The sequence below is a fragment of the Mycolicibacterium nivoides genome, from assembly GCF_003855255.1.
Lineage (GTDB): Bacteria > Actinomycetota > Actinomycetes > Mycobacteriales > Mycobacteriaceae > Mycobacterium > Mycobacterium nivoides.
On the sequence record NZ_CP034072.1, the window covers coordinates 6826997 to 6852367 of the forward strand.

The 25371-nt window shown below is 67.0% G+C and carries 26 protein-coding genes and 1 pseudogene; 10 read left to right on the forward strand and 17 right to left on the reverse strand.

All coding sequences use genetic code 11. From position 1 onward, the window contains the following. Positions 1 to 246, reverse strand: a pseudogene (locus EH231_RS34065) (hypothetical protein); the annotation flags it as partial. A gap of 100 nt (positions 247 to 346) precedes the next feature. Here EH231_RS34065 and EH231_RS33295 point away from each other — a divergent pair. From EH231_RS33295 to EH231_RS33310, 4 genes are read left to right on the forward strand one after another with little or no spacing between them, the layout of a single operon-like run. Beyond that, positions 347 to 1483 carry an ABC transporter substrate-binding protein gene (locus EH231_RS33295; protein ID WP_090429733.1) on the forward strand — a complete coding sequence of 379 codons (1137 nt, stop codon included), beginning with the start codon at positions 347 to 349 and terminating at the stop codon, positions 1481 to 1483. A gap of 8 nt (positions 1484 to 1491) precedes the next feature. Beyond that, positions 1492 to 2376 carry an ABC transporter permease gene (locus EH231_RS33300; protein WP_090429735.1) on the forward strand — a complete coding sequence of 295 codons (885 nt, stop codon included), beginning with the start codon at positions 1492 to 1494 and terminating at the stop codon, positions 2374 to 2376. After that, entirely contained in the window at positions 2373 to 3146 is a 774-nt protein-coding gene (locus EH231_RS33305) for an ABC transporter permease (protein WP_090429737.1), read from the forward strand. The genes EH231_RS33300 and EH231_RS33305 overlap by 4 nt, the downstream gene beginning before the upstream one ends. After that, positions 3143 to 4183, forward strand: a complete 1041-nt coding sequence (locus tag EH231_RS33310; protein WP_090429739.1) for an ABC transporter ATP-binding protein — start codon at positions 3143 to 3145, stop codon at positions 4181 to 4183. The genes EH231_RS33305 and EH231_RS33310 overlap by 4 nt, the downstream gene beginning before the upstream one ends. Positions 4184 to 4197: 14 nt before the next feature. Here EH231_RS33310 and pyrE read toward each other — a convergent pair whose 3' ends face one another. Genes pyrE through EH231_RS33325 form a run of 3 tightly spaced genes read right to left on the reverse strand, consistent with a single transcriptional unit; the run spans position 4198 to position 6019 of the window. After that, a complete protein-coding gene (pyrE, locus tag EH231_RS33315; protein ID WP_055118848.1) occupies positions 4198 to 4767 on the reverse strand; it encodes an orotate phosphoribosyltransferase in 570 nt (189 codons plus the stop codon). Positions 4768 to 4800: 33 nt separating this feature from the next. Then, entirely contained in the window at positions 4801 to 5598 is a 798-nt protein-coding gene (locus tag EH231_RS33320) for a HugZ family pyridoxamine 5'-phosphate oxidase (protein ID WP_124714108.1), read from the reverse strand. A 31-nt stretch (positions 5599 to 5629) separates the two neighbouring features. Then, positions 5630 to 6019 (reverse strand): hypothetical protein, encoded by a 390-nt coding sequence (locus tag EH231_RS33325; protein ID WP_090430734.1) that lies wholly within the window; start codon positions 6017 to 6019, stop codon positions 5630 to 5632. A 284-nt stretch (positions 6020 to 6303) separates the two neighbouring features. Between EH231_RS33325 and treS the strand changes: the two genes are divergently transcribed. From treS to EH231_RS33340, 3 genes are read left to right on the forward strand one after another with little or no spacing between them, the layout of a single operon-like run. Then, positions 6304 to 8052, forward strand: coding sequence for a maltose alpha-D-glucosyltransferase (treS, locus tag EH231_RS33330; protein ID WP_090429743.1), 1749 nt, complete (start codon positions 6304 to 6306; stop codon positions 8050 to 8052). Further along, on the forward strand, positions 8049 to 9371 hold the full coding sequence (locus EH231_RS33335; RefSeq protein ID WP_124714109.1) for a maltokinase N-terminal cap-like domain-containing protein: 1323 nt from the start codon (positions 8049 to 8051) through the stop codon (positions 9369 to 9371). The genes treS and EH231_RS33335 overlap by 4 nt, the downstream gene beginning before the upstream one ends. Positions 9372 to 9389: 18 nt before the next feature. After that, positions 9390 to 10853 (forward strand): MFS transporter, encoded by a 1464-nt coding sequence (locus tag EH231_RS33340; protein ID WP_090429748.1) that lies wholly within the window; start codon positions 9390 to 9392, stop codon positions 10851 to 10853. Here the strand turns inward: EH231_RS33340 and EH231_RS33345 are convergent. The 6 genes from EH231_RS33345 to glgX all read right to left on the reverse strand — a co-directional run bounded on the left by EH231_RS33345 (position 10832) and on the right by glgX (position 17713). Continuing rightward, on the reverse strand, positions 10832 to 11944 hold the full coding sequence (locus EH231_RS33345) for an acyl-CoA dehydrogenase family protein (protein ID WP_124714110.1): 1113 nt from the start codon (positions 11942 to 11944) through the stop codon (positions 10832 to 10834). The two genes, EH231_RS33340 and EH231_RS33345, sit on opposite strands and share 22 nt — an antisense overlap. Positions 11945 to 11952: 8 nt before the next feature. Further along, positions 11953 to 13110 (reverse strand): acyl-CoA dehydrogenase family protein, encoded by a 1158-nt coding sequence (locus EH231_RS33350; RefSeq protein ID WP_090429752.1) that lies wholly within the window; start codon positions 13108 to 13110, stop codon positions 11953 to 11955. A 71-nt stretch (positions 13111 to 13181) separates the two neighbouring features. Further along, positions 13182 to 13967 (reverse strand): ABC transporter permease, encoded by a 786-nt coding sequence (locus tag EH231_RS33355; RefSeq protein WP_170856375.1) that lies wholly within the window; start codon positions 13965 to 13967, stop codon positions 13182 to 13184. A gap of 10 nt (positions 13968 to 13977) precedes the next feature. Next, positions 13978 to 14805, reverse strand: a complete 828-nt coding sequence (locus EH231_RS33360) for an ATP-binding cassette domain-containing protein (RefSeq protein ID WP_090429756.1) — start codon at positions 14803 to 14805, stop codon at positions 13978 to 13980. Then, positions 14802 to 15263: a MarR family winged helix-turn-helix transcriptional regulator gene (locus EH231_RS33365; RefSeq protein ID WP_090429757.1), complete on the reverse strand. Its 462-nt coding sequence runs from the start codon at positions 15261 to 15263 to the stop codon at positions 14802 to 14804. Before EH231_RS33365 ends, EH231_RS33360 begins: the two co-directional genes overlap by 4 nt. 299 nt (positions 15264 to 15562) lie before the next feature. Continuing rightward, a complete protein-coding gene (gene glgX / locus EH231_RS33370) occupies positions 15563 to 17713 on the reverse strand; it encodes a glycogen debranching protein GlgX (protein ID WP_420891947.1) in 2151 nt (716 codons plus the stop codon). A gap of 94 nt (positions 17714 to 17807) precedes the next feature. Here glgX and EH231_RS33375 point away from each other — a divergent pair, with 94 nt between their 5' ends. After that, entirely contained in the window at positions 17808 to 18623 is an 816-nt protein-coding gene (locus EH231_RS33375; protein WP_124714111.1) for an enoyl-CoA hydratase/isomerase family protein, read from the forward strand. On the opposite strand, the gene EH231_RS33380 is transcribed toward EH231_RS33375, so the two are convergent. The 7 genes from EH231_RS33380 to EH231_RS33410 form a co-directional block, all read right to left on the reverse strand. Beyond that, positions 18616 to 19185 carry an isochorismatase family protein gene (locus EH231_RS33380; RefSeq protein WP_090429761.1) on the reverse strand — a complete coding sequence of 190 codons (570 nt, stop codon included), beginning with the start codon at positions 19183 to 19185 and terminating at the stop codon, positions 18616 to 18618. The two genes, EH231_RS33375 and EH231_RS33380, sit on opposite strands and share 8 nt — an antisense overlap. A 10-nt stretch (positions 19186 to 19195) precedes the next feature. Continuing rightward, positions 19196 to 20482, reverse strand: a complete 1287-nt coding sequence (locus EH231_RS33385) for a hypothetical protein (protein ID WP_124714112.1) — start codon at positions 20480 to 20482, stop codon at positions 19196 to 19198. Next, positions 20479 to 20919: a hypothetical protein gene (locus EH231_RS33390; RefSeq protein ID WP_124714113.1), complete on the reverse strand. Its 441-nt coding sequence runs from the start codon at positions 20917 to 20919 to the stop codon at positions 20479 to 20481. Before EH231_RS33390 ends, EH231_RS33385 begins: the two co-directional genes overlap by 4 nt. Then, the gene (locus EH231_RS33395) at positions 20916 to 21113 is read right to left on the reverse strand and encodes a hypothetical protein (RefSeq protein ID WP_090429766.1); all 198 of its coding nucleotides are present in this window, start codon (positions 21111 to 21113) and stop codon (positions 20916 to 20918) included. The genes EH231_RS33390 and EH231_RS33395 overlap by 4 nt, the downstream gene beginning before the upstream one ends. After that, the gene (locus EH231_RS33400; RefSeq protein WP_164481124.1) at positions 21110 to 22939 is read right to left on the reverse strand and encodes a hypothetical protein; all 1830 of its coding nucleotides are present in this window, start codon (positions 22937 to 22939) and stop codon (positions 21110 to 21112) included. The genes EH231_RS33395 and EH231_RS33400 overlap by 4 nt, the downstream gene beginning before the upstream one ends. Positions 22940 to 23016: 77 nt before the next feature. Continuing rightward, positions 23017 to 23811: a DUF427 domain-containing protein gene (locus tag EH231_RS33405; RefSeq protein WP_090429770.1), complete on the reverse strand. Its 795-nt coding sequence runs from the start codon at positions 23809 to 23811 to the stop codon at positions 23017 to 23019. Positions 23812 to 23847: 36 nt separating this feature from the next. Then, positions 23848 to 24126, reverse strand: coding sequence for a hypothetical protein (locus EH231_RS33410; RefSeq protein WP_090430738.1), 279 nt, complete (start codon positions 24124 to 24126; stop codon positions 23848 to 23850). A gap of 136 nt (positions 24127 to 24262) precedes the next feature. Here EH231_RS33410 and EH231_RS33415 point away from each other — a divergent pair, with 136 nt between their 5' ends. Together EH231_RS33415 and EH231_RS33420 are read left to right on the forward strand one after the other, a co-directional pair. Continuing rightward, positions 24263 to 24802, forward strand: a complete 540-nt coding sequence (locus EH231_RS33415) for a cysteine peptidase family C39 domain-containing protein (protein WP_090430740.1) — start codon at positions 24263 to 24265, stop codon at positions 24800 to 24802. Between the two features lie 43 nt (positions 24803 to 24845). Next, on the forward strand, positions 24846 to 25301 hold the full coding sequence (locus EH231_RS33420) for a PPOX class F420-dependent oxidoreductase (RefSeq protein WP_090429772.1): 456 nt from the start codon (positions 24846 to 24848) through the stop codon (positions 25299 to 25301). Positions 25302 to 25371: the final 70 nt, after the last annotated feature.

Consider the following 25371-nt stretch of genomic DNA (forward strand, 5'->3'; position numbering starts at 1 on the left):
CCGCAGCGACGGCGAGGGTGCGGGAGCCGTGGCCGATGGCGAGGGTGGCGGTGTCGTCGCCGGCTCGTGGGCGGCCGGTGAATCCCGCAGCAGCAAAAGCACACCCGAGACCACGATGGCACCCGCGGCCACGGCGGCGGCGAGCATCGCGATCATCGCCCGGCGGGTGCGGTACCAGGGCACCGCTGCCGGCTTGAAGCTCCAGCCGTCGAGGTCGAAGCCGCCTCCGAGACCGGGTACTGACATCACGTGATGCTAACGCCCGGGCCCCGGCGATGCGTCTCACGTTCGGCGAGGTCGCGATAGGGTGCCGGTGCGCGCTTGGAGACCATCGGAGGAATTGGCAATGATCGCATCCCGGATCGCGACGGTATCCGCCCTCGCCGCGTCGGCACTCGTCGTGGTGGGCCTGGCGGCGTGCGCGCCGCCGGAGAAGGGCGCCGCCGGCGGCAACACCGACACCGGGGTCAAGGTCGCCGAAGCCAAGTCGGCAGCCGATTTCGGCGGGATGGACAAGCTCGTCGAGGCGGCCAAGGCCGAAGGTGAACTCAATGTGATTGCGTTGCCCCCGGATTGGGCGAACTACGGCGAGATCATCAAGGCCTTCTCGGACAAGTACGGCATCAAGGTCAACTCGGCGCAGCCCGATGGTTCCAGCCAGGAGGAGATCAACGCCGCCAACCAGCAGAAGGGCAAGAGCACCGCGCCCGACGTGTTCGATCTGGGACAGTCGGTCGCGCTCGCGAACACGTCGATGTTCGCTCCCTACAAGGTGGCCACGTTCGACGACATCCCGGAGAAGCTGAAGGACCCCGATGGCACCTGGGTCAACGACTACGGCGGCTTCATGTCCATCGGGTTCGACTCGACCAAGGTTCCGCCGATCACCTCCGTCGAGGACCTGCTCAAGCCCGAGTACCACGGCAAGGTCGCTCTCAACGGCGACCCGACCCAGGCCGGCGCCGCGTTCGCCGGGGTTCTGATGGCAGCGGTGGCCCAGGGTGGGTCGGCCGATGACATCGCGCCAGGCGTCGAGTTCTTCGCGAAGCTCAACGAGGCGGGCAACTTCCTGCCGCTTGACCCGACCCCGGCCACCATCGCATCGGGACAGACTCCGGTGGTGATCGACTGGAACTACCTCAACGGCACGGAAAGTCAGAAGGTCCCCGGCTGGCAGGTGATCGTTCCCCATGAGGCGCTGGTCGCCGGCTACTACTACCAGGCGATCAACAAGGATGCGCCGCATCCGGCGGCAGCCCGGTTGTGGCAGGAGTTCCTGTTCAGCGACGAGGGGCAGAACCTGTACGCGCAGGGCGGCGTTCGCCCGGTCCGCGCCGACAAGATGATCCTGGCAGGCACCGCCGACCGCGCGGCGTTCGGCCAGTTGCCCCCGATCGACGGCCCGGTGACCGTCGCGAGCCAGGCCCAAACCGACACCGCCAACAAGTATCTGGCCGACAACTGGGCCAAGGCGATCGGCTGAGTTCCTCTATGCCGGGTAGTACTTCTCGACGGGATCTGCGGACGGACATCCGCGGGAGTGTCCGGGATGCCGTGCCGCTGCTGCCGTTCGTGGCGGTGGTGACGGTGTTCCTGATCGTGCCCACGGTGACGGTCATCGTCATGGCGTTCTTCGCCGACGGATCCTTCTCTTTTGCCCGGATCGCTGCGCTGTTCTCCGGAACCGCCTTGGCGGCACTGGCCAAGAGCATCGTGCTGTCTGCCAGTACGGCACTGATCGGGGCGGTGCTGGGTGCGGTGCTGGCCTGGTTGATCGTCAGCAGCCCGCCGGCGTCGATGCTTCGGCGCGCGGTGCTGGCCCTGTGCAGTGTGCTGGCCCAGTTCGGCGGCGTGGCACTGGCATTCGCGTTCCTGGCCACCATCGGGCTCAACGGCGTGCTGACACTGTGGGTCAAGGAGAACCTCGGCTGGGACCTGGCCGGCTCCGGCTGGTTGTACGGACTGCCCGGGCTGATCCTGGTCTACACCTACTTTCAGATCCCGCTGATGGTGATCGTGTTCCTGCCCGCCCTCGAGGGATTGCGCGACCAGTGGCACGAGGCCGCGGTGAGTCTCGGCGCGTCGCAGTGGCAATACCTGCGGGAGGTCGCCGTGCCCTTGCTGAGCCCGGCCTTCCTCGGTTCGGCACTGTTGTTGTTCGCCAATGCCTTTGCCGCCTATGCCACCGCGGCCGCGCTGGTCAGCCAGGGCAGTCCGATCGTGCCGCTGCTGATCCGCGCCGCACTCACCAGCGAGGTCGTGCTGGGTCAGTCCGGCTTCGCCTACGCACTGGCGTGCGAGATGATCGTGGTGGTGGCCGCGGTGATGATCGCCTACAACGCGCTGGTGCGCCGGACGGCGAGGTGGCTCAAATGAACCGGGCGTACCGGCCGGTCCTATGGGTGCTCTTCGGGCTGTTCTTCCTGTTTCCCCTGTACGCCATGGCAGATTTCTCCACCCGCAACCTCATCGCCGGTGGGCGCACCGCCGCGGCCTGGCGCAACCTGGTTGCCGATGAGGCGCTCTATCACGCCATCCTGATCTCGCTGCTGCTCGCGGTGTTCACCGTCATCGCGATGCTGGTGCTGCTGGTGCCGACGATGATCTGGGTACGCCTGCGGGCTCGCTGGGCCAGCCGGTTCGTGGAGTTTCTCTGCCTGCTGCCGTTGACCATCCCGGCCCTGGTGATCGTGGTGGGCCTGCGCAACGTGTACCTCTGGGTCACTTACCTTCTCGGCGAGTCGGCGCTCACCCTGACGTTCGTGTACGTGGTGCTGGTGCTGCCGTTCGCCTACCGGTCCATCGATTCCGCGCTGGCCGCCATCGACCTGCAGACGTTGTCGGAGGCCGCCCGGTCGCTGGGCGCCGGGTGGTGGTCGACGATCGGTCGGGTGATCGTGCCCAACATCTGGTCCGGGATCCTGTCCGCGGCCTTCATCTCCACCGCGGTGGTGCTCGGCGAGTACACCGTCGCGTCGCTGATCGGGTTCGAGACGCTGCCGGTTCAGATCGTCGCGATCGGTAAGAGCGACGGCCCGACTTCGGTGGCGGCCTCGCTGGCCACCCTGCTGCTCGGATTCGCGTTGTTGTTGGTTCTGGCGGCCCTCACCCGGGGCCGTCGAAGAAGGTCAGGAGTCCAGGCGTGAGTGGCAGTGTCGGTGTGCGGGTTGAACTTCGTGACCTCACCCGAACTTATGGCAACGTCAACGCGCTCGACGGGCTGAGCCTGTCCATCGAGCCGGGGGAGCTGGTGGCGCTGCTCGGGCCATCGGGCTGCGGCAAGACCACGGCGCTGCGAATCCTGGCCGGACTGGAGGAGGCCAGCTCCGGCGCCGTGCTGGTCGACGGGCGCGACATCAGCTCCGTGCCGGCCAACAGACGAGATATGGGGATGGTGTTCCAGGCCTACAGCCTGTTCCCGCACCTGACCGTGTTGGACAACGTCGCCTTCGGTTTGAAGATGCGCGGAAAATCCAAGCGGGACAGGCTGTCCCGGGCCGCGGACATGCTCGACCTGGTCGGCCTGGCGGCGCACAAGGGCAAGTTCGCCAGCGAGTTGTCCGGGGGTGAGCAGCAGCGCGTGGCGCTGGCCCGGGCCTTGGCGATCGAGCCGAGGGTGCTGCTGCTCGACGAGCCGCTGTCGGCTCTGGATGCGAAGGTGCGCTCCCAATTGCGCGACGAGATCCGCCGGGTGCAACTGGAGGTCGGCACCACGACCTTGTTCGTCACGCACGACCAGGAGGAGGCGATGGCCGTTGCGGACCGGGTCGGCGTGATGAGCCACGGCAAACTCGAGCAACTCGCGGCCCCCGCCGTGCTCTATGCCCGCCCGTCGACCCGCTTCGTCGCCGAGTTCATCGGGTTGCACAACAAGGTGCGCGCGCGGGTTTCGGGCGACCGCGCCCGGTTGTTGGGGACGGTGGTGCCGACCCTGCCCGGGTCGGTGACCGCAGGGGCGGGGACGGCGATGGTGCGTCCGGAATCGTTCCGGGTGCGCGCAGATCCGGACGGACACGCGGTGGTGGAATCGGTGGCGTTCCTGGGCCCGATATCCCACGTCTACCTGTCACTGCCGGACGGGTCGGTGATCCACGCGCAGCTGCCGAGTTCACGGGCACGGGCCTTCAGGCCAGGTCTGGTGGTCAGCCTCGCGCTGGAGCGTTCGCCGGTGCTGGTGGTCTAGCTCAGACGTCGGCCCTAAACATCTTTGACCGGTTCGATGCCCAGATCGCGGTAGGTGACCAGCGCCGCGAACGGCACGCCGCGCTTGGCGAACCGGCCGGTGGCGACGTCGCCACGGTCGACCATCGGGATGACGCCGGTGACGACGGCCCCGACGGCGGTCACGCGTTCGTAGGCGATCTCGGTGGAGCCGCCGGTGCTGATCACGTCGTCGACCAGCAGCACGCGGGTGCCGGGCTCGAGGCGGGTCCCTTCGATCCACTGCTCGCGGCCGCGTGACTTCTGTTCCTTGCGCACCGAGAACCAGGCCTTGCCGGTCACCATCGCGACACCGTGGGCCAGCGGGTCGGCGCCCATGGTCAGCCCGCCGACGGCGTCGAACTCGATGCCGCTCGCGGCCGCCAGATCGGCGACCGCCCGGCTGACGATGGCCATCCGTTCGCCGGTGTCGATGGCGAACTTGCCGTCGATGTAGTCGTGGCTCAGCTGCCCGCTGGCCAGCCGGAACGGTTCCTCGCGGTGTTCGTAACCGCGGGTGCGGATCAGGTCGAAGGCGGCTTGCCAGGTCTCCGGGCGCTCAGGCATACCCGCGATCGTATTGCACGGGTCGACGAGGTCTCAGCCCTGCCTGGCGCGCTGGGCCAACTCGACTGTGGCCGCCCGCAACTCGCGGTACGAGCTGATGGGCGCGGCGTAGCCGACGCGGGTGTAGGCCATCCCGCGCTCGGTGGTGACCCGGAGATCCAGGCCGTAGCGGTCAGCGCCGGTGCACACCGCACCGCTTGCGTCGGGATAGCCGCCGAGGGTGCGGGCCATGTCGGCCAGCGAATCGGCGTGGTCGGCGTTGAGATGGTCGATCGCGCCCGCGGCGTGGGGTGCGACCGGATCGGGTTCGGCTCGGGAGTAGGCCTCGCCGGTGGTGGAGTCCATCCGGCCGTATCCGCCGACCCAGCGCACCCGGTGCACGCGCAGCACCCAGAGCGAGAAGTCGCTGAAGTCGATGTAGTAGCGGGCCGCGGCCACCGCATCCAGGTGGGCCTGGCGGGCCGCGGCGAGTTCGTCGCCGGTAGGTCGTTCGGCGACCCCGGCCAGCGTGATCCGGCTGCTGGCCAACGGATCCGACCCGGCGCTCGGGGCCACGACGGAGATGCTGGCGCGAGGGTCACCGGCGAGATTGCGGCCGTGCTCGGCCATGTTCGACACGCACAGCACCGGTGCGCCGGCCAACAGCCCGTAGGTGATGAAGGACGCCCACGGGTCGCCGTCGGCGGTGAGGGAGGCCAGGGTGCCCTCGTTGGTCGACGCGGCGACCGTGCGGGCTTCCTCGGCCGCAGACGGACGAGCCCCCTCGACCACCTCCGTCAACGGGGGAGGAACCGAGGGGGCATCACCTGGGTCGCCATGATCTCTTGTCACGCGGCGACCCTACCGCTCGTGCGTTGCGCGGCTAGCCGCCGAGGGCGGCGATCAGATCCTTGATCTGAGCGGTTTCGGCCTCGGTCGCGGGCTCTTCGGCCTCGACGGCCTCGATGAGGTCCTTGCGCAGGCCGACGCCGTTGGCGGCTTCCTGGGTGGACAGCTTCGCGCGGCCGCGTGCGACATAGAGACGCTGACCGAGTGTGGCGGCGGGGCCCTCGGCCGCCGTCGTCATCAGCTCGTCATAGCGGTGCCGCACACCGCTGAGCGCGACGATGACGGACGGGGTGACGCGGCTGCGTCCCGCCGCCTCCGACAGCGACGTCTGCAGCTTGCGCAGACCGCTGAGGACAACCGCAGCGCGGTCGGCGTACTCCGGGTCGCCGACCGGCGGTAGCGCGTCGATCGCTGCGATGTACATGTGCATCGCCGCATCAGACAGTCCAACGATTACTGGTGCTTCACCGTCATTTGGTGCGGACTCACCCACAGGCCATCCCTCGTCGAATGTTCGTGATCGCCGGCCCATAGCCGACGAGGAGATCAAATGCGGGAAAAACGTAACCCGTCGCCGTCTCTTATTCAACCGTTAGTTTTTCCGCAAACACGCCCGTGCCGGCGAAAAACGTTGCTGCAGGATCATTTCGGGATGCCACCGTCCGTCCGGGTGTCGAGTGCGGACGAAGTGGGTACGTTGGGAAGCTGATGGACAACGTTCAGGACGATCAGCCACTGGTCGAGCATCCGACCGCTGAGGACTTCAGCCATGCCAGAACGCTGCCGACCGACCGGGACTGGTTCAAGCGGGCGGTGTTCTACGAGGTTCTGGTCCGCGCGTTCTACGACTCCAACGCCGACGGTGTGGGCGATCTGCGGGGCCTGACCCAGCAGCTCGACTACCTGAAGTGGCTGGGCGTGGACTGTCTCTGGCTGCCGCCGTTCTACGATTCGCCGCTGCGCGACGGTGGCTACGACATCCGCGACTTCTACAAGGTGCTGCCGGAGTTCGGCACCGTGGAGGACTTCGTCACGCTGCTCGACGGCGCGCACCGCAGGGGCATTCGCGTGATCACCGATCTGGTGATGAACCACACCTCCGATTCCCATGCCTGGTTCCAGGAGTCGCGGCACAACCCCGACGGTCCGTACGGCGACTTCTATGTGTGGAGCGACAGCAGCGACAAGTACGCCGACGCGCGCATCATCTTCGTCGACACCGAGGAGTCGAACTGGACGTTCGACCCGGTGCGCCGGCAGTTCTACTGGCACCGGTTCTTCTCGCACCAGCCCGATCTGAACTACGAGAACCCGGCCGTGCAGGAAGCGATGATCGACGTCCTGCGGTTCTGGCTGGATCTGGGTATCGACGGGTTCCGGTTGGACGCGGTGCCCTATCTGTTCGAGCGCGAGGGCACCAATTGCGAGAACCTGCCCGAGACCCACGCGTTCCTCAAGCGCTGCCGCAAGGTGGTCGACGACGAGTTTCCCGGCCGGGTGCTGCTCGCCGAGGCCAACCAGTGGCCGGCCGACGTCGTGGAGTACTTCGGCGATCCGAACACCGGCGGCGACGAGTGCCACATGGCTTTCCACTTCCCGCTGATGCCGCGCATCTTCATGGCGGTGCGGCGCGAGTCGCGGTTCCCGATCTCGGAGATCCTGGCCCAGACGCCGGCGATCCCGGACATGGCGCAGTGGGGGATCTTCCTGCGCAACCACGACGAGCTGACCCTGGAGATGGTCACCGACGACGAGCGCGACTACATGTACGCCGAGTACGCCAAGGATCCGCGCATGAAGGCCAACGTCGGTATCCGCCGCAGGCTGGCCCCGCTGCTGGAGAACGACCGCAACCAGATCGAGCTGTTCACCGCGCTGCTGTTGTCGCTGCCCGGGTCTCCGGTGCTGTACTACGGCGACGAGATCGGCATGGGCGACATCATCTGGCTGGGCGACCGCGACAGCGTGCGCACCCCGATGCAATGGACGCCGGACCGCAACACCGGGTTCTCCACCGCCAACCCGGGGCGGCTGTACCTGCCGCCGAACCAGGACGCGGTCTACGGGTACCAGTCGGTCAATGTCGAAGCCCAGCGGGACAGCTCGACGTCGCTGCTGAACTGGACCCGAAGCATGCTGGCCATGCGGGGGCGCCACGATGCATTCGCGATCGGGGAGTTCCGCGAGCTCGGCGGTTCCAATCCGTCGGTGCTGGCGTATGTGCGTCAGATCGAGAGCGACGGGGATGCGGTGTTGTGCGTCAACAACCTGTCCCGGTTCCCGCAGCCCATCGAACTGAATCTGCAGGAGTGGAACGGGTATACCCCCATCGAGATGTCCGGCTACGTGGAGTTCCCCAGCATCGGCCAGCTGCCGTACCTGCTGACCCTGCCAGGGCACGGGTTCTACTGGTTCCAGCTCCGCGAGCCCGAGCAAGACCCTGGAGTGCAGCAATGAGCCTCGAATTCGGTGACTGGCTCGGCCAGCAACGATGGTATGCCGGCCGCGGTCGCGAGTTGGTCTCCGCGACAACGGGTTTGGTGGTCGAGCTCGGACCCGGCCTCGACCTCACGTTGCTGAAGGTGTCCTACGCCGACGGCGGCACCGAGCGGTACCAGGTGCTGGTGAAGTGGGATGCCGAACCGATGGACGAGTACAGCTCCGTGGCCACGATCGGCAGTGCCGACGGGCGGACCGCCTATGACGCCCTCTATGACCAGGACGCGGCACGGTATCTGCTGCAGTTGATCGACCGTTCTGCCACGGTGGCCGGGCTGAGATGCGGCAAGGAGCCCGGGGCCGTCCTGCCCCTGGACGCCCCGCCCCGGGTGTCTGCGGCCGAACAGAGCAACACCAGCGTGGTGTTCGGGCAGGATGCCGTGCTCAAGGTGTTCCGCCGGATCACCCCGGGCGTCAACCCCGACATCGAACTCAACCGGGCGCTGGCCAGGGCCGGCAACCCGCACGTGGCGACGCTGCTCGGATCGATGGATATCGACTGGGACGGTGAGCCTTTCGCGTTGGGGATGGTGACGGAATTCGCCGCCAACTCCGCTGAGGGCTGGGATATGGCCACCGCGAGCACCCGGGATCTGTTCGCCGAGGGGGACCTCTACGCGGACGAGGTGGGTGGTGACTTCGCCGCCGAGTCCTACCGCCTGGGCGAGGCGGTCGCCTCGGTGCACGCCTGTCTGGCCGAGCAACTCGGCACCGCGTCGCTGCCGTTCCCCGCGGACCTCATGTCCGCCCGCCTGGCCACCGCCGCAGATGCGGTACCCGAACTGCACCAACATGTTTCATTGATCGAGGACCGCTACCGCAAACTGGCCGACGAGCAGGTGAGCGTGCAGCGGATCCACGGGGATCTGCATCTGGGCCAGGTGCTGCGGACCCCGGAGCGGTGGCTGCTGATCGACTTCGAAGGGGAACCCGGCCAGCCGCTGGAGCTGCGCCGCGGCCCGGATTCCCCGCTGCGTGACGTCGCGGGCATGGTGAGGTCGTTCGAGTACGCGGCGTACGCACGGCTGGTGGAGCTGGCAGGAGACGATGACCAGGCCCGGCAGGTGGCTGCCAGGGCGCGGGAATGGGCCGACCGCAACAGTGCGGCGTTCTGTGACGGGTATGCCGCGGTGGCCGGCGCCGATCCGCGCGAGCATGCCGCCCTGCTGGCGGCCTATGAACTGGACAAGGCGGTGTACGAGGCGGCCTATGAGGCCCGGTACCGGCCGAGTTGGTTGCCCATCCCGCTGGGGTCGGTGGCGCGCCTGCTCAGCTAGTCACCTATCTTCATTAGTATGCCTAATCAGCCCACGCGCCGATCGGCGTCCGGTGGGCTGCTGATCGCGGTGCTCGCGGCCGCGGGCATCAGCGTCTCGCTCATGCAGACCCTGATGATCCCGCTCATCCCGCAACTGCCCGCGCTGCTCGACACCAGCCCGGCCAACGCGTCGTGGGCGATCACCGCGACCCTGCTGACCGGTGCCGTCGCCACGCCCGTGCTGGGTCGGCTCGGAGACATGTACGGCCCCAAGCGGATCCTGGTGCTCTGCGCCGTGATGCTGTTCGCCGGATCGCTCATCGCGGCCACCACCACGTCGCTCATCCCGCTGGTCATCGGGCGCGGCCTGCAGGGATTCGGCGCTCCGGTGATCCCGCTGGGCATCAGCGTGCTGCGCTCCGCCCTGCCGGCCGAGCGGGTGGCCTCGGCGATGGGTCTGATGAGTGCGTCGCTGGGCGTCGGTGGTGCGATGGGTCTGCCGCTGTCGGCGGTGATCGCCGAACACTTCAACTGGCATGCCCTGTTCTGGTGTTCGGCCTTCCTCGGCCTGGCTTCGGGCATCCTGTTCGTCCTGCTGGTGCCCGACCTGGAACCGGTGTCGTCGGATCACCGCTTCGATCCGATCGGTGCGCTGGCGCTGGGGGCCGGTCTGGTGATGCTGTTGCTGCCGATCTCCAAGGGCGGGATGTGGGGCTGGGGCAGTGTCACCACGCTGGGCCTGTTCGCTGCGGCGGCGGTGACATTCGGGGTGTTCACCTGGTGGCAGTACCGCGCGCCCTCGCCGATCGTGGACATGCGGACCACGCTGAAACGTCCGGTGCTGCTGACGAATCTGTCGTCCATCGCGGTGGGCTTCGGCATGTTCGCGCTGTCGCTCGTGGGGCCTCAGCTGCTGGAGATGCCCCGAGAAACGGGATTCGGGTTGGGGCAGAGCATGATCGCCACCGGCTTGTGGATGGCGCCCGGCGGGCTGGCGATGATGGCGGCCGCACCGGTGGCCGCCCGGGTCGTGGCCGCGCGCGGACCGAAGATCGTATTGGTGATCGGCAGCGTCATCATCGCCGCGGGTTACCTGGCCGGCATCGTCCTGCTCGGCACCCCGGTCGGGGTGATGGTGCTCGGTCTGATCGTCAGCTTCGGCGTCGGCTTCGCCTTCGCGGCCCTGCCCGCCCTGATCAATGCCGCGGTTCCGGTGTCGGAAACCGCATCGGCCAACAGCATCAACTCACTGGCCCGCTCGCTGGGCACCTCGACGTCGAGTGCGGTCATGACCGCTGTGCTGGCCCAGATGACCATCACGGTCGCCGGGCATGCGCTGCCGTCGTTGGGTGGGTTCCGCGTCGCCCTGTTGATCGCCGCGGTCGCGGCGGCCGGTGCCGCCCTCATCGCCATGGCGATTCCGAAAGCGCCCGACCGGCCGGATTCAGAAGAACCAGTCGGGGCGCCTTTCGGGAGGCCTCAGAGGGTGGCGATCTCGTAGCTGTCGAGCTGGCCCACCAGCGTCCGTAGCTGATCGGCCGACGAGCCCAGGGTGTGCTCGATCGCGGTCAGCCGGGCGGCGTAGTGACCCACGGGGTACTCGGCGGTGACACCGATGCCGCCGTGCAGCTGGATCGATTCCTGCGAGATGTGCCGGCCCGACCGTCCGATCTGCAGTTTGGCGCGTGCCGCGATCACCGCGTCGAGCTCACCGTCGGCGATGGACATCGCGGCGTAGGTGCCCATGCTGCGCGCCAGCTCCAGCGACATGTACATGTCGGCGGCGCGCTGGGTCAGGGTCTGGAACTTGCTCAGCGTGACCCCGAACTGCTTGCGCTGCTTGAGGTAGTCGGTGGTCAGGCGCAGCGATTCGTCCATCACGCCGACGGCCTCGGCGCACAGCCCCGCCGAGATCCGCACCAGTGCGTTGGTGATCGCGCCGCCGGCATCGGCGGCCTCGCCGAGCGGCTCGGCGGGTGTGGCGTCGAGGGTGACCTGGGCGCCTCGCTGGCCGTCGAAGGTGCGGTAGCCCTGACGCGTGACATCGGCGGCGTCGACCAGGAACAGTCCGGTGCCGGCCTCAGCACTTTGGCCGGGCAGGGCCGCACTGACGATCAGCGTGTCAGCGACGTCGCCGGCCAGCACCGGATTCTTGATGCCGCTCAGGGTCCACCCGTCGCCGCTGCGCGTCGCGGTGGTCGTCACGCCGGCCGTTCCGCGCACACCCGGCTCGGCGTGGGCGAACGCCAGAATCCGTTCGCCGGAAGCGACTTCGTCGAGAAGTGCGCGCTGGGCATCGGTGCCGGCCTCGGCGATGATCGCGCCGGGGCCGATCGCGCCGTGCAGCACCGGCTCGGGTGCCAGCCGGCGCCCGAGCTCGTTGAGCACCACCATGATCTCGATCTGGCCACCGGAGTCCTCGTCGAAACCCAGGCCCAGAACGCCGACCTCGGCGAGTTGTCCCCAGATCTGGCGGTCGAACCCGGGCTCGGACTCCACCACCTTGTTCCGCTTTTCGGTGTCGTAACCCGACAGCAGGTCACGGGTGGTGTCGGCCAGCAGGGTCTGTTCGTCAGTCAGCTGAAAGTCCATGGCTCAACTCACAATCCGAGAATGGTGGACGAGATGATGGTGCGCTGCACCTCGTTGCTACCGCCGTAGATCGAGGTCTTGCGGTAGTTGAGGTAGTGCGGGGCGGCGTGCTGGGCCCATTCGGGTGAGGCGATATCGCCGGCCTCGTAGGGCAGCGCGTCGGCGCCGGCGACCTCGACCAGCAGTTCGGTGGCGGTCTGCTGCAGCTGGCTGCCGCGCAGCTTCAGCACCGACGAGGCCGGGCTCGGCTTGCCGTCGGCAGAATCGGAGGTCACCCGCATCTGGGTGAGTTCCAGTGCCAGCACGTCGTTTTCGGCCTCGGCCAGACGTGCGGCGAACAGCGGATCGCTCAGCAGGCCGTTGGCCGCGGCGCGTTCCTTGACCTCGGCGAGACGCACCTTGGTCCGGGCCACCTGGGCGATGCCGGTGCGCTCGTTGCCGAGCAGGAACTTCGCGTAGGTCCAGCCCTGGTTCTCCTCGCCGACGAGCTGGTCGGCGGGCACCCGGACGTCCTCGAAGAACACCTCGTTGACCTCGTAGCTGCCGTCGATCAGCTTGATCGGGCGCAGCGTGACACCGGGGGTGTCCATTTCGAACAGCAGGAACGAGATGCCTGCCTGCTTCTTGGGGGCCTGCGGATCGGTTCGGACCAGGCAGAAGATCCAGTCGGCGTGCTGGCCCAGCGTGGTCCAGGTCTTCTGGCCGTTGACCACGTAGCTGTCGCCGTCACGCACCGCGGTGGTGCGCAGCGAAGCCAGGTCGGAGCCGGCCTCGGGCTCGGAGAAGCCCTGGCACCACCAGATGTCCAGCGCCGCGGTCGGCGGCAGGAAGCGCTCCTTGACCTCCTGCGAGCCGAACTCGGCGATCACCGGTCCGACCATCCGGGCGTTGAAGGTCAACGGCTCGGGGACGCTGGCCAGCTGCATCTCGTCGAGCCAGATCTGGTGCTGGTTGGGGGTCCAGTCCTTGCCACCCCACTCGACGGGCCAGTTGGGCACCGCAAGTCCGTGTTCATGGAGGATTTTGTGCGCCGTGACGATGCCCTCTTTGCCGAGTGGCAACCCGAGCCGATTTCGTTCGCGAATCTCGGCGGGAATCTTCGTCGTGTAGAAGGTGCGCAGCTCATCGCGGAAAGCTGCTTCCTCCGGTGTGAGCGCCAGTTGCATGACCGTCTCCCTGTCGGTGGATCTGTCTGCACACTAAACCACCCGGTTGGTCGGGCGTATCGGGGTTGCTCCTAGCGAACCAGCCGGCGCAACAACAACGAGGCGACGGCCACGCCCAGCACTGCCGACGCGACCAGCACACCGATGTCCAGCACCCAATTGGTCGGTGTTCCGATCAGCAGCCCCCGCAGCGCGTTGACCTCATAACTGAGCGGGTTGACTGTGGACAGCCAGCGCAGCCAGGTCGGCATGATGTCGACGGGATACAGCGCGTTGGACGCGAAGAACAACGGCATGGTGATCGCCTGGCCGATTCCCATCAGCCGGTCCCGCTTGCGCACCAGCCCGGCCAGCGTCATCGACAGGCAGGCGAAGAAGGCCGCGCCCAGTGCCACCACGGCCATCGCCGCCAGGATGCGCAGCGGATTGACCGTCATCGCGATCCCCATCAGATATGCCAGGAGCGCGACGCCGAGGACCTGCACCACCGAGCGCACCCCGGCCGCGAACGCCTTGCCCGCCACCAGTGCCGAGGCCGGCGCCGGGGTGACCATCAGCTTGGCCAGGATGCCGGCGTCGCGGTCCCAGATGATCTGGATGCCGTAGAAGATCGAGATGAACAGGGCCGACTGGGCGATGATGCCGGGCGCCAGAAAGGCCAGGTAGGGCACGCCGCCGGTGTCGACGAGGTGCAACCGGCTGAAGGTCTGGCCGAAGATCAGCAGCCACAGCGCAGGCTGCACCATGCGGGTGAACAGCTCGGTGCGGTCGTGGCGCAGCTTCTGTAGTTCGACGAGGGCGAAGGCCGACATCCGCCGGGCCATCGCGCGGACCCGGGCAATTCCGCGCGGGGCCATGACCAGAACATCAGCTGACACGGCGGGCCGTCCTCCGGGTCGCGCGCACCTCGCGCATGGCGCCGGGCTGTTGCCCGTCGTCGGTCAGGTCGGAACCGGCGTAATGGCGGAAGACGTCCTCCAGCGTGGCGTCCTCGGATGCGGTTGCCTTCAACACCCTGGCCTTCAGCTCGGCGGGAGTTCCCAGCGCCTGCAACCGGCCGTGGTGCATCAGGGCCACCCGATCGCACAGCGCGTCGGCCTCACCCATGTAGTGCGTGGTGAGCAGAACCGTCATCCCGAACTCGTCCTGCATCCGGCCGACCTGGGTCCAGACGCTGTCGCGGGCGATGGGATCCAGCCCGACCGTGGGCTCGTCGAGGATCAGCAGCAGCGGACGGTTGACCAGTGCCTGGGCCAGCTCGAGGCGTCGGACCATGCCGCCGGAGTAGGTGCCGGCCGCGGCGTCGGCGACATCGAGCAGTTGCATCGATTCCAGCGCCTGGTCCACCCGCTCTCTGCGTTCGGCGCGGGGCACGTCGTACAGGCGCGCGAACAACTCGACGTTCTGTCGGCCGGTCAGTGCTGCCTCGATCGAGAGTTGTTGCGGCACATAGCCGATGTTGTGCCGGATATCCATGGTGTGCCGGTCGGTGTCGAGGCCGAAGATCCGCACCTCGCCCTGCTGCACCGGAGTCAGGGTGGTCAGCACCCGCACGGCGGTGGTCTTGCCGGCCCCGTTCGGGCCGAGCAGGCCCAGGGTCTCACCGCGATGGACCTGAAGGGTCAGATCGTCGACGGCGGTGAACGTCCCGTAGCGGTGGGTCAGGTGCCTGCAGTCGATGGCCGGGGTGGTCACTCTTCCCCCTTTTCGCCGTCATGCAGTAGCCGGGTGAGTTCGGTCATTACGTCCAATCCGTTTGCCAGGTCCGTGATCTGGCTGTCGTCGAGCCGGGTCAGCGCGGCCGCCAGTGCTGCCCGGCGGGCGGCCCGGGACTCGTCGGCGATCGCCTGTGCGGGCGGGGTGAGTCGCAGGCGGACCACCCGGCGATCCGCGTCGTCGGTGGTTCTGGTCAGCAGTCCGTCGGCGACCAGCCGTGACACCAGCGTGGACGCGGTGTTGGGTACCAGGCTGAGCTCGGCGGCCGATTCCCGCACCGAGATGTCCGGTCTGCGCCCGACCAGGCGTAACAGTTCGCCCTGGGACTGGGTCAATCCGGTGGCGTCGAAACCGCCCCCGGTGGACCGGCGCAGCTGTCTGCGGAACCGGCCGACGACCGAGAACAGCTCGCTGACGAGATCACGCTGTTCCTGCATGTATCCCACGATACCTCTGTAGCAGAGGTATTTGAAGCGAGAGACTGCCCGGTGAACATCGGATGAACCGATCGGGCTGAGAATTGGGTGTCGCGGCAAAGCCGCTCAGAGGCCGCAGCCGTGGCCGCAGGGTAGTTGCCGCCGCTCTTCGGCTCGTACCCCCCAGCCCGCCCGGCCGGTGACATCGAACAAGCGCTCAATGTCTACTTAGGCGGCCACGGCTGCTACATGCTCAAGGTACCAGATTTCCTGGTTAGGACAGGGACATCCGTCCGATGAGCAACTCTTTGAATTGACGTTCAATCTGATTCTGACTGCAGTACGAGGACGGCTCGGGCATCCACTTTCACCGCGTTCCCGGCGGTGGCCGCATCGCGTGTGGAGTTTGCCGAAGTGCTGATCGCCGGAATCCAGCGGGCGGCGAATTGTGCCGGGGGTAAAACGAACTCGATCGGTTCGTAGTGCGCGTTGAAGCACAGCAGGAACGAGTCGTCCACCACGCGTTGTCCCCGGACATCCGGGTCGGCGATGCCCTGTCCGTTCAGGTACATCGCCACCGACTTGGCGTACCCGGTCTCCCAGTCCTCAGCGGTCATGTCGGAGCCGTCGGGTGCGAACCAGGCGATGTCGGGCAATCCGGCGCTGCCGGCCTCGCGTACCGGACGGCCGTCGAAGAACCTGCGGCGCCGGAACACCGGGTGTGCCGCGCGCAGCGCCGACACCGAGCGGGTGAACTCGATGAGATCGGAATCGGCAGTGGCCCAGTCGATCCAGGAGATGTCGTTGTCCTGGCAGTAGACGTTGTTGTTCCCGCGCTGGGTACGCCCCAGCTCATCGCCGTGCGAAAGCATCGGAACGCCTTGCGAAAGAAGCAGAGTGGCAAGGAAGTTGCGCTGCTGGCGGGCGCGCAGTGCAGTGACGGCCGGATCGTCCGACGGACCTTCGGCGCCACAGTTCCACGACTTGTTGTTGCCCTCCCCGTCGCGGTTGTCCTCGCCGTTGGCCTGATTGTGTTTCTCGTTGTAGGACACCAGGTCACGCAGGGTGAATCCGTCATGCGCGGTGACGAAGTTGATGGAGGCGAACGGGCGCCGGCCGGTCTGCTCATACAGATCGGCCGAACCGGTCAGACGGTAGGCGAACTCGTCGAGCGTGGCCGGTTCGCCGCGCCAGTAGTCGCGCACGGTGTCGCGGAACTTGCCGTTCCACTCGGTCCACTGCGGCGGGAAGTTGCCCACCTGGTAGCCGCCGGGGCCGACGTCCCACGGCTCGGCGATCAACTTCACCTGGCTGACGATCGGATCCTGTTGCACCAGTTCGAAAAACGCGCTCAGCCGGTCCACGTCGTAGAACTCGCGGGCCAGCGTGGCGGCCAGGTCGAAGCGGAACCCGTCGACGTGCATCTCGGTGACCCAGTACCGCAACGAGTCCATGATCAGTTGCAGTGAATGGGGATGGCCGACGTTGAGACTGTTGCCGGTGCCGGTGTAGTCCATGTAGTACTGCTTGTCGTCGTCGACCAACCGGTAGTAGGCCGCGTTGTCGATACCGCGCATCGACAGCGTCGGCCCGAGGTGGTTGCCCTCGGCCGTGTGGTTGTAGACGACGTCGAGGATCACCTCGATGTCGTTGGCGTGCAGTTCGCGCACCATGGCCTTGAATTCCTGGACGTGACCGCCGGGGGTGCCTGCCGAACTGTAGCGGGGGTCGGGTGCGAGGAACCCGATCGTGTTGTAGCCCCAGTAGTTCGACAAGCCCTTCTCGACGAGCGTGGAGTCGTCGACGAAATGGTGCACCGGCATCAGCTCGATGGCGTTGACCCTCAACGCTTTCAGATGCTCGATGATCACCGGGTGGGCGACGGCGGCATAGGTTCCGCGCAACTGTTCGGGGATGTCCGGGTGGGTCTGGGTGAGCCCCTTGACGTGAGCCTCGTAGATGACGGTGTCGGCGTACTCGTGACTGGGCGGGTGGTCGACGCCCCAGTCGAAATACGGGTTGATCACTACTGCTTTCGGCATGCTGGCCGCCGAATCGTCGTCGTTGCGGCTGCCCGGGTCGTCGAAGTTGTACGAGAACAGCGGCTGACCCCACTCGAAGGCGCCTTCGATGGCCTTGGCGTACGGGTCCAGCACGAGCTTGTTCGGATTGCAGCGCTGACCGGACGCCGGGTCGTACGGGCCGTGCACCCGGTAGCCGTAGCGCTGGCCGGGTTCGATCCCGGGAACGAAACCGTGCCAGACGAATCCATCCACCTCGGGAAGCGTCACCCTGGTCTCGCGCAGCGTCCCGGATTCGTCGGGATCGAACAGGCACAACTCGACCCGGTCGGCGACCTCACTGAACAACGCGAAGTTGGTGCCCGAACCGTCGTAGGTGGCACCGAGTGGGTAGGCCTTGCCCCGCCACGTTTCCAGCCCGCTTTGGTCAGCTTGATCCGTGGAAGTCACAAATCGACCATACGGCGCTCGGGCGACTGCGGCCGGTCGAACGGACGGCGGTACGTTACGCACACCGGGTTCACGCACTGGATGGGAGTCAGCCGTGACCACACGTTCTGAGCTGCCGGAGTACAAGACCCTGCGGATCACAGTCGACGAGTCCGTGGCGATCATCACGTTGGACCGCCCGCAGCAACGCAATGCCTTCGGTGGCGGGATGCGCGAGGAACTGGCCGACGCCTACCTGCGTTGCGACGGCGACGACGCCATCCGGGTGATCGTGCTGACCGGCGCCCCGCCCGCGTTCTGCGCGGGCGCGGACCTCGGTGCCGGGGAGCAGACCTTCACCGAGCCGGGTCAGGAATTCAGCGCCGCGGGCCTGGCCGTGCCGGCCTGGACTCTCGGCAAGCCGGTGATCGCCGCGGTAAACGGACATGCCATCGGCATCGGCCTGACTCTCGCATTGCAGTGCGACATCCGGTTTTTCGCCGCGGATGCGCGTTATGGCGTGGTGCAGGCCCGTCGCGGTATGGTCGGCGACGCGTACTCGCACTGGATCCTGCCTCGGCTGGTGGGGCTTGCCAACGCCGCGGAGATCTTGCTGACCGGAGCCACTTTCGACGGGCACCGCGCCGTCGAACTCGGCCTCGGCAGCCGGGTACTGCCGGCCGATCAGGTGCTGCCCGCCGCAGTGGAACTCGCACACGACATCGCGGTCAACACCGCACCTATGTCGGTCGCCGCCAGCAAGCGGCTGCTGTGGGACTCGTATGACCTCGACCGTGCCGGCGTCGGTGCCCGGGAGACAGAGATCCACCTGCGCTTGATGGAGCACGACGACGCGCGCGAAGGGGTGCGTGCCTACGTCGATCGTCGGGACCCGCGCTGGACAGGGCGGCCCGTGGACCCGACTAGCTGATTTCCACTCCGGCGCTGCGAAGTTCATCGATTGCCGTCCTGGAGGTCTCGGGCGCGACACCGGCGGTCAGGCCGGTCAGCACCCGTGTGCGCAGTCCGGCCCTGACCGCGTCGGCCGCGGTGGCCGCCACGCAGTAGTCGGTGGCGATGCCCACCACGTCCACCGCCTCGACGCCCCGCCGGCCAAGCCAGTCCGCCAGCGTCGTCCCCGAGTCGTCGACGCCCTCGAATCCGCTGTAGGCCGCCGAATGGTGGCCCTTCTCGAACACCGCCTCGACCGCGGCCGGATCGAACTCGGGATGAAAAGCGGCACCAGGAGTATCGGCCACGCAGTGCCGCGGCCATGAGGTCTTGTAGTCGGGGGTGTCGGAGAAATGCTCACCGGGGTCGATGTGAAAATCCTTGGTGGCCACGACATGGTCGTAGCCGTGGTCGGTGGCCAGGAGTGCGGTGATGTCCCGCGCCACCGCAGCGCCGCCGGCGACCGCCAGCGAGCCGCCTTCGCAGAAATCGTTCTGCACATCGACGACGATGAGTGCCCGAGTCTGCTTGGACCTCCGCATGATCCCGACGCTACCCGCCGAACAGCAGGTACAGCCCGGTAAAGGTGTAGCCGACCATCACCAGCATCGTCGCGAGCTGGCCGGTGAGCTGGTGTTGCTTCGGCAGCAGGCGCAGTGCCCGGTCGTGTGCCGCGATCACGCCGGCGACGTGACCGGCCAGCACGAATCCGACCTTCAGGCTGGCCAGAAGCGTTGGGTGAACGGACAAGAAGTAGCTGACCTGCACATCGTGGAGCCCGAACAGCAGGATCACCGTCTGCTGGCCCCGCTCCACCAGGTAGGACAGGTAGTGGGCGAACACGTAGCCGATGACGATGGGGATCAGGGAATGCGCCATCAGCCCCGGCAATTCGCGGCGCAGCCGGCGATCGACCCCGCCGGTGGTGCGGGTGGCGGCCCAGAACGTGACCGCCACCGTGGTGGCGAACACCAGTAGACCCGTGGTGCGGATCAGGCTGGAGGCCAGCGGGGATCCGGCGTGCGCGTCGACGAAGTTGCGCCACTGGGGCATGGCCGAGAAGCTGTCGAACGCCGTGGATCCCAACAGGACTGCCAGCACGGCGACGAGCCCCGGTCGCACGGGCATCGAGGGCAGGTGATCGAAAGGGTTGCCGAGCACGATCTGACCGTCGTGGCGGCGCAACGGCGACACCCGCGAAGCAACCGTGCTGTACACCTCGAACGGGTCGGCGCTCTCCAGCCAGCGCTGCCCGCAGCACAGTGCACCGGCCAGCGTCACCGCAAGATAGATCAACAGCCAGGTGCGAATGGCCGCAACCGATCCCGGGTCCGGGCCGGCCAGCTCCAGCCACACGAAGGCGAACAGCCCCGCGGCAGCCGGCCAGTAGCCGAGCCGTTCCGGGTAGCGCCGGCGGTCAGGACCGGGCAGGAACTGGTACAGCGCGCGGACGGGAGAGATCAGCCGCCAGACCGGGCCGAACAACACCGAGGCCGCGACCAGTCCCACCCACAGCAGGACATAGAAGACACCCGGCAGCGGATTGGCGCCCGCCGGCCGGGTGACTGCGGTGTACGCCACCCACCCGGTGAGGGCGAGTGAGAGCAGGCCCACCACCCAGCGCGTCACGGCGGAGTCCACGGTCGTCGTCACCCAGGACGGCAGTGGCAGGCCCGGCTTCTCCGGATCGAACCTCGGCCGTCGCCAGGCCAGTGCCACCACCGCAAAGGTGAACGTCAGCGTCCATGCCGCGCCGATCAGCGCGTAGGTGTAGGGGATCGGGAGATCGGTCGAACCGCCCAGACCATGGGCCAGGACCGCGGTCGACCGGGGCGTCACTGCTGCACTTGCACGCTGGCGATCGTGCGGTTCAGCTGATGCAGCTCGATGTCGACGGTGCCGGGCACGTCGACGGTGAACTGGAACTGCTGACCGTTACGCGGCTCGATCTTGAAGCTGTGCTCGGGATTGGAGTGCACGTGCAGCTCGTCGGCGGCGTCGCTGTTTACGCGCACCACGATCGGCTCGCCGACCTTGCCCTTCAGCGGCTGGTTGGTCGGGGTGACCTCGCCGCCCTTGATGGTGACGTCGATCAGCAGCCTGGTCGGCGCCTGCTGCTGGTTGGTCATGTCCGACGGATTGACCGTGGTGGCCGAAGGAGTGGCGGAACCGGCTGAGCCGTCGGTCTTCTGAGTCTCGCCGGAGCCGCCACAACCGGCCGTCACCAGGGCGAGAACGGACGCCAGGACGATGACACTGCATTTGAGGTTGATCACGGTGAACCATCTTCGCCTGAGAGGTCGACACCTTCATCTTGAGTATTGTCATCCGGCTCGCGGCTGTCGTCATTACGCGGCTCGCCGCGGCGGTCCCGCATGGCGATGTACACCACGACACCCACCACGACGAGGGCCGGAGCGAAGGCGGGCAACGCCAGCAGCAACGTGTGGTCGGCCTGGTACTGGATCATGCGAGCTCGGCGGGTTCACGCCCCGCGGCCAGCTCCCTGGCATTGATCCGGCCGGCACCCCAGGTCAGCCCCGCGATCAGGATCAGCGTGCACACCAGGACCACCAGCGAAGCCACGTTGTACAGCCAGGTCGGGTGATCGAGGTTGCGTTCGCGCTGCAGGATCGTGATCTCCTGCACGAACTCCCGGGTGTTCGACGACAGCGCAGGCGTCTCGGCGGCACCGATACCCGGGTCGGCGGGCAGGAAGATCGGCACACCGGCCATGGTGGTTCCGTCCTGCACGCGCAGCAGGGTCTTCCAACTGCCCGAAACCGGGATGGGCTGCGTCGAGCGGTAGTGCCCCGGGCCCACCTTCTCCAACCGGTCGATGACCAGGCCGCGATGGTTGGCCAGGCCACCCTGCCACGCCAGGATCGACACCCACTCCGGGTCGTCGCCGACCAGGCCGGGCGGGGTGATCTGGACGTCGGCCGAGGCCATGCGGTGCCCGTTGTCAGCCGGGAGGTCCGTCAAAGTGATGGTGGCACTGGCATTTTGCGGAACCTCGGTGCGCAGCCCGTTGGCCACCGCGCCCCCGATGACCAGCACGGTGGCCACCACGATGGAGATCCCCACCGCGGGCCGGGGGAGCGGCTGACCGGTGAGCACCAGCGCCAGCAGCGCGCCGCACAGACCCATCGCGACGGCCACCGGGATGGCCATGGCCAGCGCCTCACCCCACATGCTGGTCGGCCACGGGTAGTGATAGACCGCGCCGATCCACAACGACTCCAGCCACAGTCCGACGGTCGCCACGCCGAGACCGGCCACCGCGCCGAAAAGGATGGGCCGCTTGACAAGCGGGGTCAGCGCGATGAGTTCGACCACCAGTGCGGGGCCGAGGTAGAGCGCGAACCAACTCGTCGGTGCACCGAGTACCGGGCCGACGATGAAGGCCACGGCCCCGCGCAGGGCTATCGCGAACCCGGCGGCGATCAAGGCCGCGCCCGGGCCCAGTACCAGTCGCGCAGCGACCGCGGCCAGCGCCGCGGCGCCCGCGATCATCATCGGCTGCAGTACCAGGCGGAACTGCTCGACGCCGAAGTCGTATTCGATCTGGAACACCGAGAGTCCGATGAACAGGCCGCCGAAGGACAGGAAGTAGAGGAACTTGTTGAACTTGCTGTCCTCACCCACGCTTTCCGGGCCCATCGCGACCCTGCCCTCGTGCTCCAGCAGGAGCACGGCGATCAACGACAATCCCGCACCGCCGATCAGCATCAAATGCGTTGGCCCCCAGAGGGTGACGTCCTGGCCGAAGATGCGGTGCCAGATGTCGTCCAGCGGGAACCCGATGAGGGCGTAGAGCCCGCACAGCGCCATCAGGACACCGCCGACCGGGGCGTACCAGGTGCGGGTGATCCTGATGGCGGCCGGGCCGGGCTTGTCGTAGGGCAGCACGATGGCCATCGAACCGGCGATGAACAGCAGGAACAGCCCGATCAGGATGAAGTAGTGCGCGGGGTTGGCCAGCGGTCCGGCGTCACGTCCCTTGCCGATGTGCAGGCTGACGTCCCAGATGAAGCCGAACAGCGCGCAGATGATGGTCGCGGTGAACAGGAACACCTGCAACGCGACCCACGGCGGCCGGTGGAACTTGCGGCCCAGCCATTCGGCGAAGTTGTTCAGCCAGGTGATGCGCCGGTTGCGGTGCAGGTAGCCGATCCACAGGAGTGCGACCGTGACGATCAGGGCGACCACCGACATGCCGATCACCTGATCGAGTGCGGCACCACCGCCTTCCGTGCCGGCGGCTGCGGTGAGCGTGACATCCGATGTGCCCATCATGACCTCCGGTCAACCGACTGTGGTGTCGGTGACTGATGTTGCCAGAACAGACCCGGTCGAAACAGGCGTTCCCGTCAGCTCCATGGCGTGACGGGACGCTCCTTGCGTTCGCCGTCGACGAAGACGTCGACCCGTTCGTCGAAGAAGCAGATGTGGTCGCGGACCTGCACCGCGTCGATCAAGGGCTCGTGATAGGACCAGGCCAGATCGGCGGGTCCACCGGGCAGTGAATAGTAGGTGGCCCGTCCTTTGTACGCGCAGTACGTGACGGTGTCGCTCACGTCGAGAACGGCGGTCACGTCTTCGCGGGGGAGATAGTGACGGGTGGGTAGTCCGGTCTCGAATAGCAACATGGGACTGCAGGATTCGGCCAGCACCTTCCCGTCTATCTCGATGCGGATGCGCCGTCGGCTGCGCCGGATGTCGATCCGGTGGAACGGATCGTGCGGGTGCGCGACGATCGGCTCGTCCTCCTCGCGCCATTCGAAGGTCGCGAAGTCCAGGATCACGTAGTCGGCCAGTTCCGGATCGTCCGGCCGAAACGCCGCCGCGGCGCCGGTTTCGTCACCGGCGATGACGTCGAACGCCGTTCCGGGACACGTGTGCGCGGTGAACGGCACCGAAGGGTCGAGGAACCCGGGGATCTCGTCGTCGCCCACATCCCCGCCTGCCGGGACGAGCTGTGCCGCAAATGCCGAACGCGGCACGGCGTACGTCGGCACCACCCGCCGCGGCTCCCAGATCAGGACCGCCTCACCGGTATCGGCGACCGGCTCGCCGCCCAGGCAGATCCGAATTCGTTTGGCAGTGGGCTGGTATCGCAGAGCGCCCAGGTTGCGGCCCAGCAGATCATCCATTTTCACTGCCATCTGGTCATTATCGACTCAGATGGCGGTGGCTGTCTGCTACTTGACGTCGACGTACACCGTGCGCGTGGTGACGGCGCTCAGTGTGTCGGTGCGGCTGAAGTTCGGCCCGGGTCGTACGGCGACGACGGAAGCCTGATCCAGCGGTGAGGATCCCAGGCGGTTGACGATCACGGTGTAGCCCTGGGATTGAAGTTGTCTGATCGTCTGTTGGGCATTGCTGGGGCCATTGGGTGCAGCCGTGGCAAGGCCGGCCGATCCGATGACGGCGGCAGCAATTCCACCGACGGCGGCGGCGAGGATTCGCGACTTTCCGATTGAGTTTCGCACTGGGGTGTCCTTCTTGTCTTGGTTCACCGGAACTTCGGTACGCTGCGGTATGTCGGGTAAAACCGGCAGCTCAGAAGCTTTAGTTCCGATGGCAGAAATTGATCGACTCGATGACCGGATCTGTGTGAAGCCAGCGAGATTGGCGGCCCTACGGCTACGTCAGCGTGACGGGATCACCTGTGGTCCGACGGTCGCGGTGGTGGCCGGCGCCATGCTGGATCACACCTACAGCGCGGAGTTGCTGAACCCTGACGGTGAGGCCTGGTTCGCTGCCGAGCAGGGCCGAATTCACGCCGCCGTCAACCGAATCTGGCCACGGCAACTGGGGACCACGCCCGCGGGGATGGCCCGCGCGCTGACCGACCACAGTGCGAAACGCGGAGTGACATACCGATGGCGGCGCTTCCGCGGTGCCCGCGATGCGTTGTCGGATGTGCGGAGTGCCGTCGACGAGGGCTGGCCGGTGGCGATGCTGATCGGCGAGCGGGGAATTCCGCGGCACTGGGTGTTGATCGTCGGCGCAGGCCAGGATGTTCTGGAGTGCTACGAACCGTCCTCGGGCAAGGTGCTGCCGATCGATCCCGCCGCAGTGCGGGGCGCTCGGCTGACCGGGCTGGGTTTTCCGCGGCCGTTCGCTTTTGTCGTGCCGGATCAGGTTGGCTGACAGGCTGTTTGATGAACTCCGCGGAACGACTACCGTCGGAGGGATGGCCCGGAAATACGCGACCGCCGACACCGTGGGTATCGAGGAACTCCTGGACTTCGTGCGCCCGAGACACCACATGGTGCTCACCACGTTCCGCGCCGACGGCTCGTTGCAGACCTCACCGGTGACGGGCGGCGTGGACGATCAGGGCCGGATCGTGATCGCCAGCTATCCGCAGCGGGCGAAGGCCGCCAACCTCCGGCGCACGCCCCGGGCCAGCGTGACGGTGCTGTCCGAGGAGTTCAACGGACCGTATGTGCAGGTCGACGGTGACGCCGAGGTGATCGGACTGCCGGATGCGGTGGAGCCGCTGGTCGACTACTTCCGGGCCGTCGCCGGTGAACACCCGGATTGGGATGAGTACCGGCAGGCGATGGTGGATCAGGGCAAGTGCCTGATCCGGATCACCCCGGTCCGGTGGGGTCCCGTTGCCACAGGTGGCTTTCCTCCGGCGTAGACGCCGGCCGACGCGTTGCGTTGGATAGCAGGTCAAACTATAGTCTGGACACATGTCCAGAGGGTTCGGA

Excerpts from the sequence above, each read along its gene's own strand:
- EH231_RS33400 (WP_164481124.1), bottom strand. The coding sequence starts at position 22,939 with ATGGGCACATCGGATGTCACGCTCACCGCAGCCGCCGGCACGGAAGGC.
- EH231_RS33305 (WP_090429737.1), top strand. The coding sequence starts at position 2,373 with ATGAACCGGGCGTACCGGCCGGTCCTATGGGTGCTCTTCGGGCTGTTC.
- EH231_RS33335 (WP_124714109.1), top strand. The coding sequence starts at position 8,049 with ATGAGCCTCGAATTCGGTGACTGGCTCGGCCAGCAACGATGGTATGCC.
- EH231_RS33345 (WP_124714110.1), bottom strand. The coding sequence starts at position 11,944 with ATGGACTTTCAGCTGACTGACGAACAGACCCTGCTGGCCGACACCACC.
- EH231_RS33380 (WP_090429761.1), bottom strand. The coding sequence starts at position 19,185 with ATGCGGAGGTCCAAGCAGACTCGGGCACTCATCGTCGTCGATGTGCAG.
- EH231_RS33365 (WP_090429757.1), bottom strand. The coding sequence starts at position 15,263 with ATGCAGGAACAGCGTGATCTCGTCAGCGAGCTGTTCTCGGTCGTCGGC.
- EH231_RS33300 (WP_090429735.1), top strand. The coding sequence starts at position 1,492 with ATGCCGGGTAGTACTTCTCGACGGGATCTGCGGACGGACATCCGCGGG.
- EH231_RS33395 (WP_090429766.1), bottom strand. The coding sequence starts at position 21,113 with ATGATCCAGTACCAGGCCGACCACACGTTGCTGCTGGCGTTGCCCGCC.
- treS (WP_090429743.1), top strand. The coding sequence starts at position 6,304 with ATGGACAACGTTCAGGACGATCAGCCACTGGTCGAGCATCCGACCGCT.
- EH231_RS33340 (WP_090429748.1), top strand. The coding sequence starts at position 9,390 with ATGCCTAATCAGCCCACGCGCCGATCGGCGTCCGGTGGGCTGCTGATC.
- EH231_RS33295 (WP_090429733.1), top strand. The coding sequence starts at position 347 with ATGATCGCATCCCGGATCGCGACGGTATCCGCCCTCGCCGCGTCGGCA.
- EH231_RS33355 (WP_170856375.1), bottom strand. The coding sequence starts at position 13,967 with ATGGCCCCGCGCGGAATTGCCCGGGTCCGCGCGATGGCCCGGCGGATG.
- EH231_RS33350 (WP_090429752.1), bottom strand. The coding sequence starts at position 13,110 with ATGCAACTGGCGCTCACACCGGAGGAAGCAGCTTTCCGCGATGAGCTG.
- pyrE (WP_055118848.1), bottom strand. The coding sequence starts at position 4,767 with ATGCCTGAGCGCCCGGAGACCTGGCAAGCCGCCTTCGACCTGATCCGC.
- EH231_RS33325 (WP_090430734.1), bottom strand. The coding sequence starts at position 6,019 with ATGTACATCGCAGCGATCGACGCGCTACCGCCGGTCGGCGACCCGGAG.
- EH231_RS33420 (WP_090429772.1), top strand. The coding sequence starts at position 24,846 with ATGGCCCGGAAATACGCGACCGCCGACACCGTGGGTATCGAGGAACTC.
- EH231_RS33405 (WP_090429770.1), bottom strand. The coding sequence starts at position 23,811 with ATGGCAGTGAAAATGGATGATCTGCTGGGCCGCAACCTGGGCGCTCTG.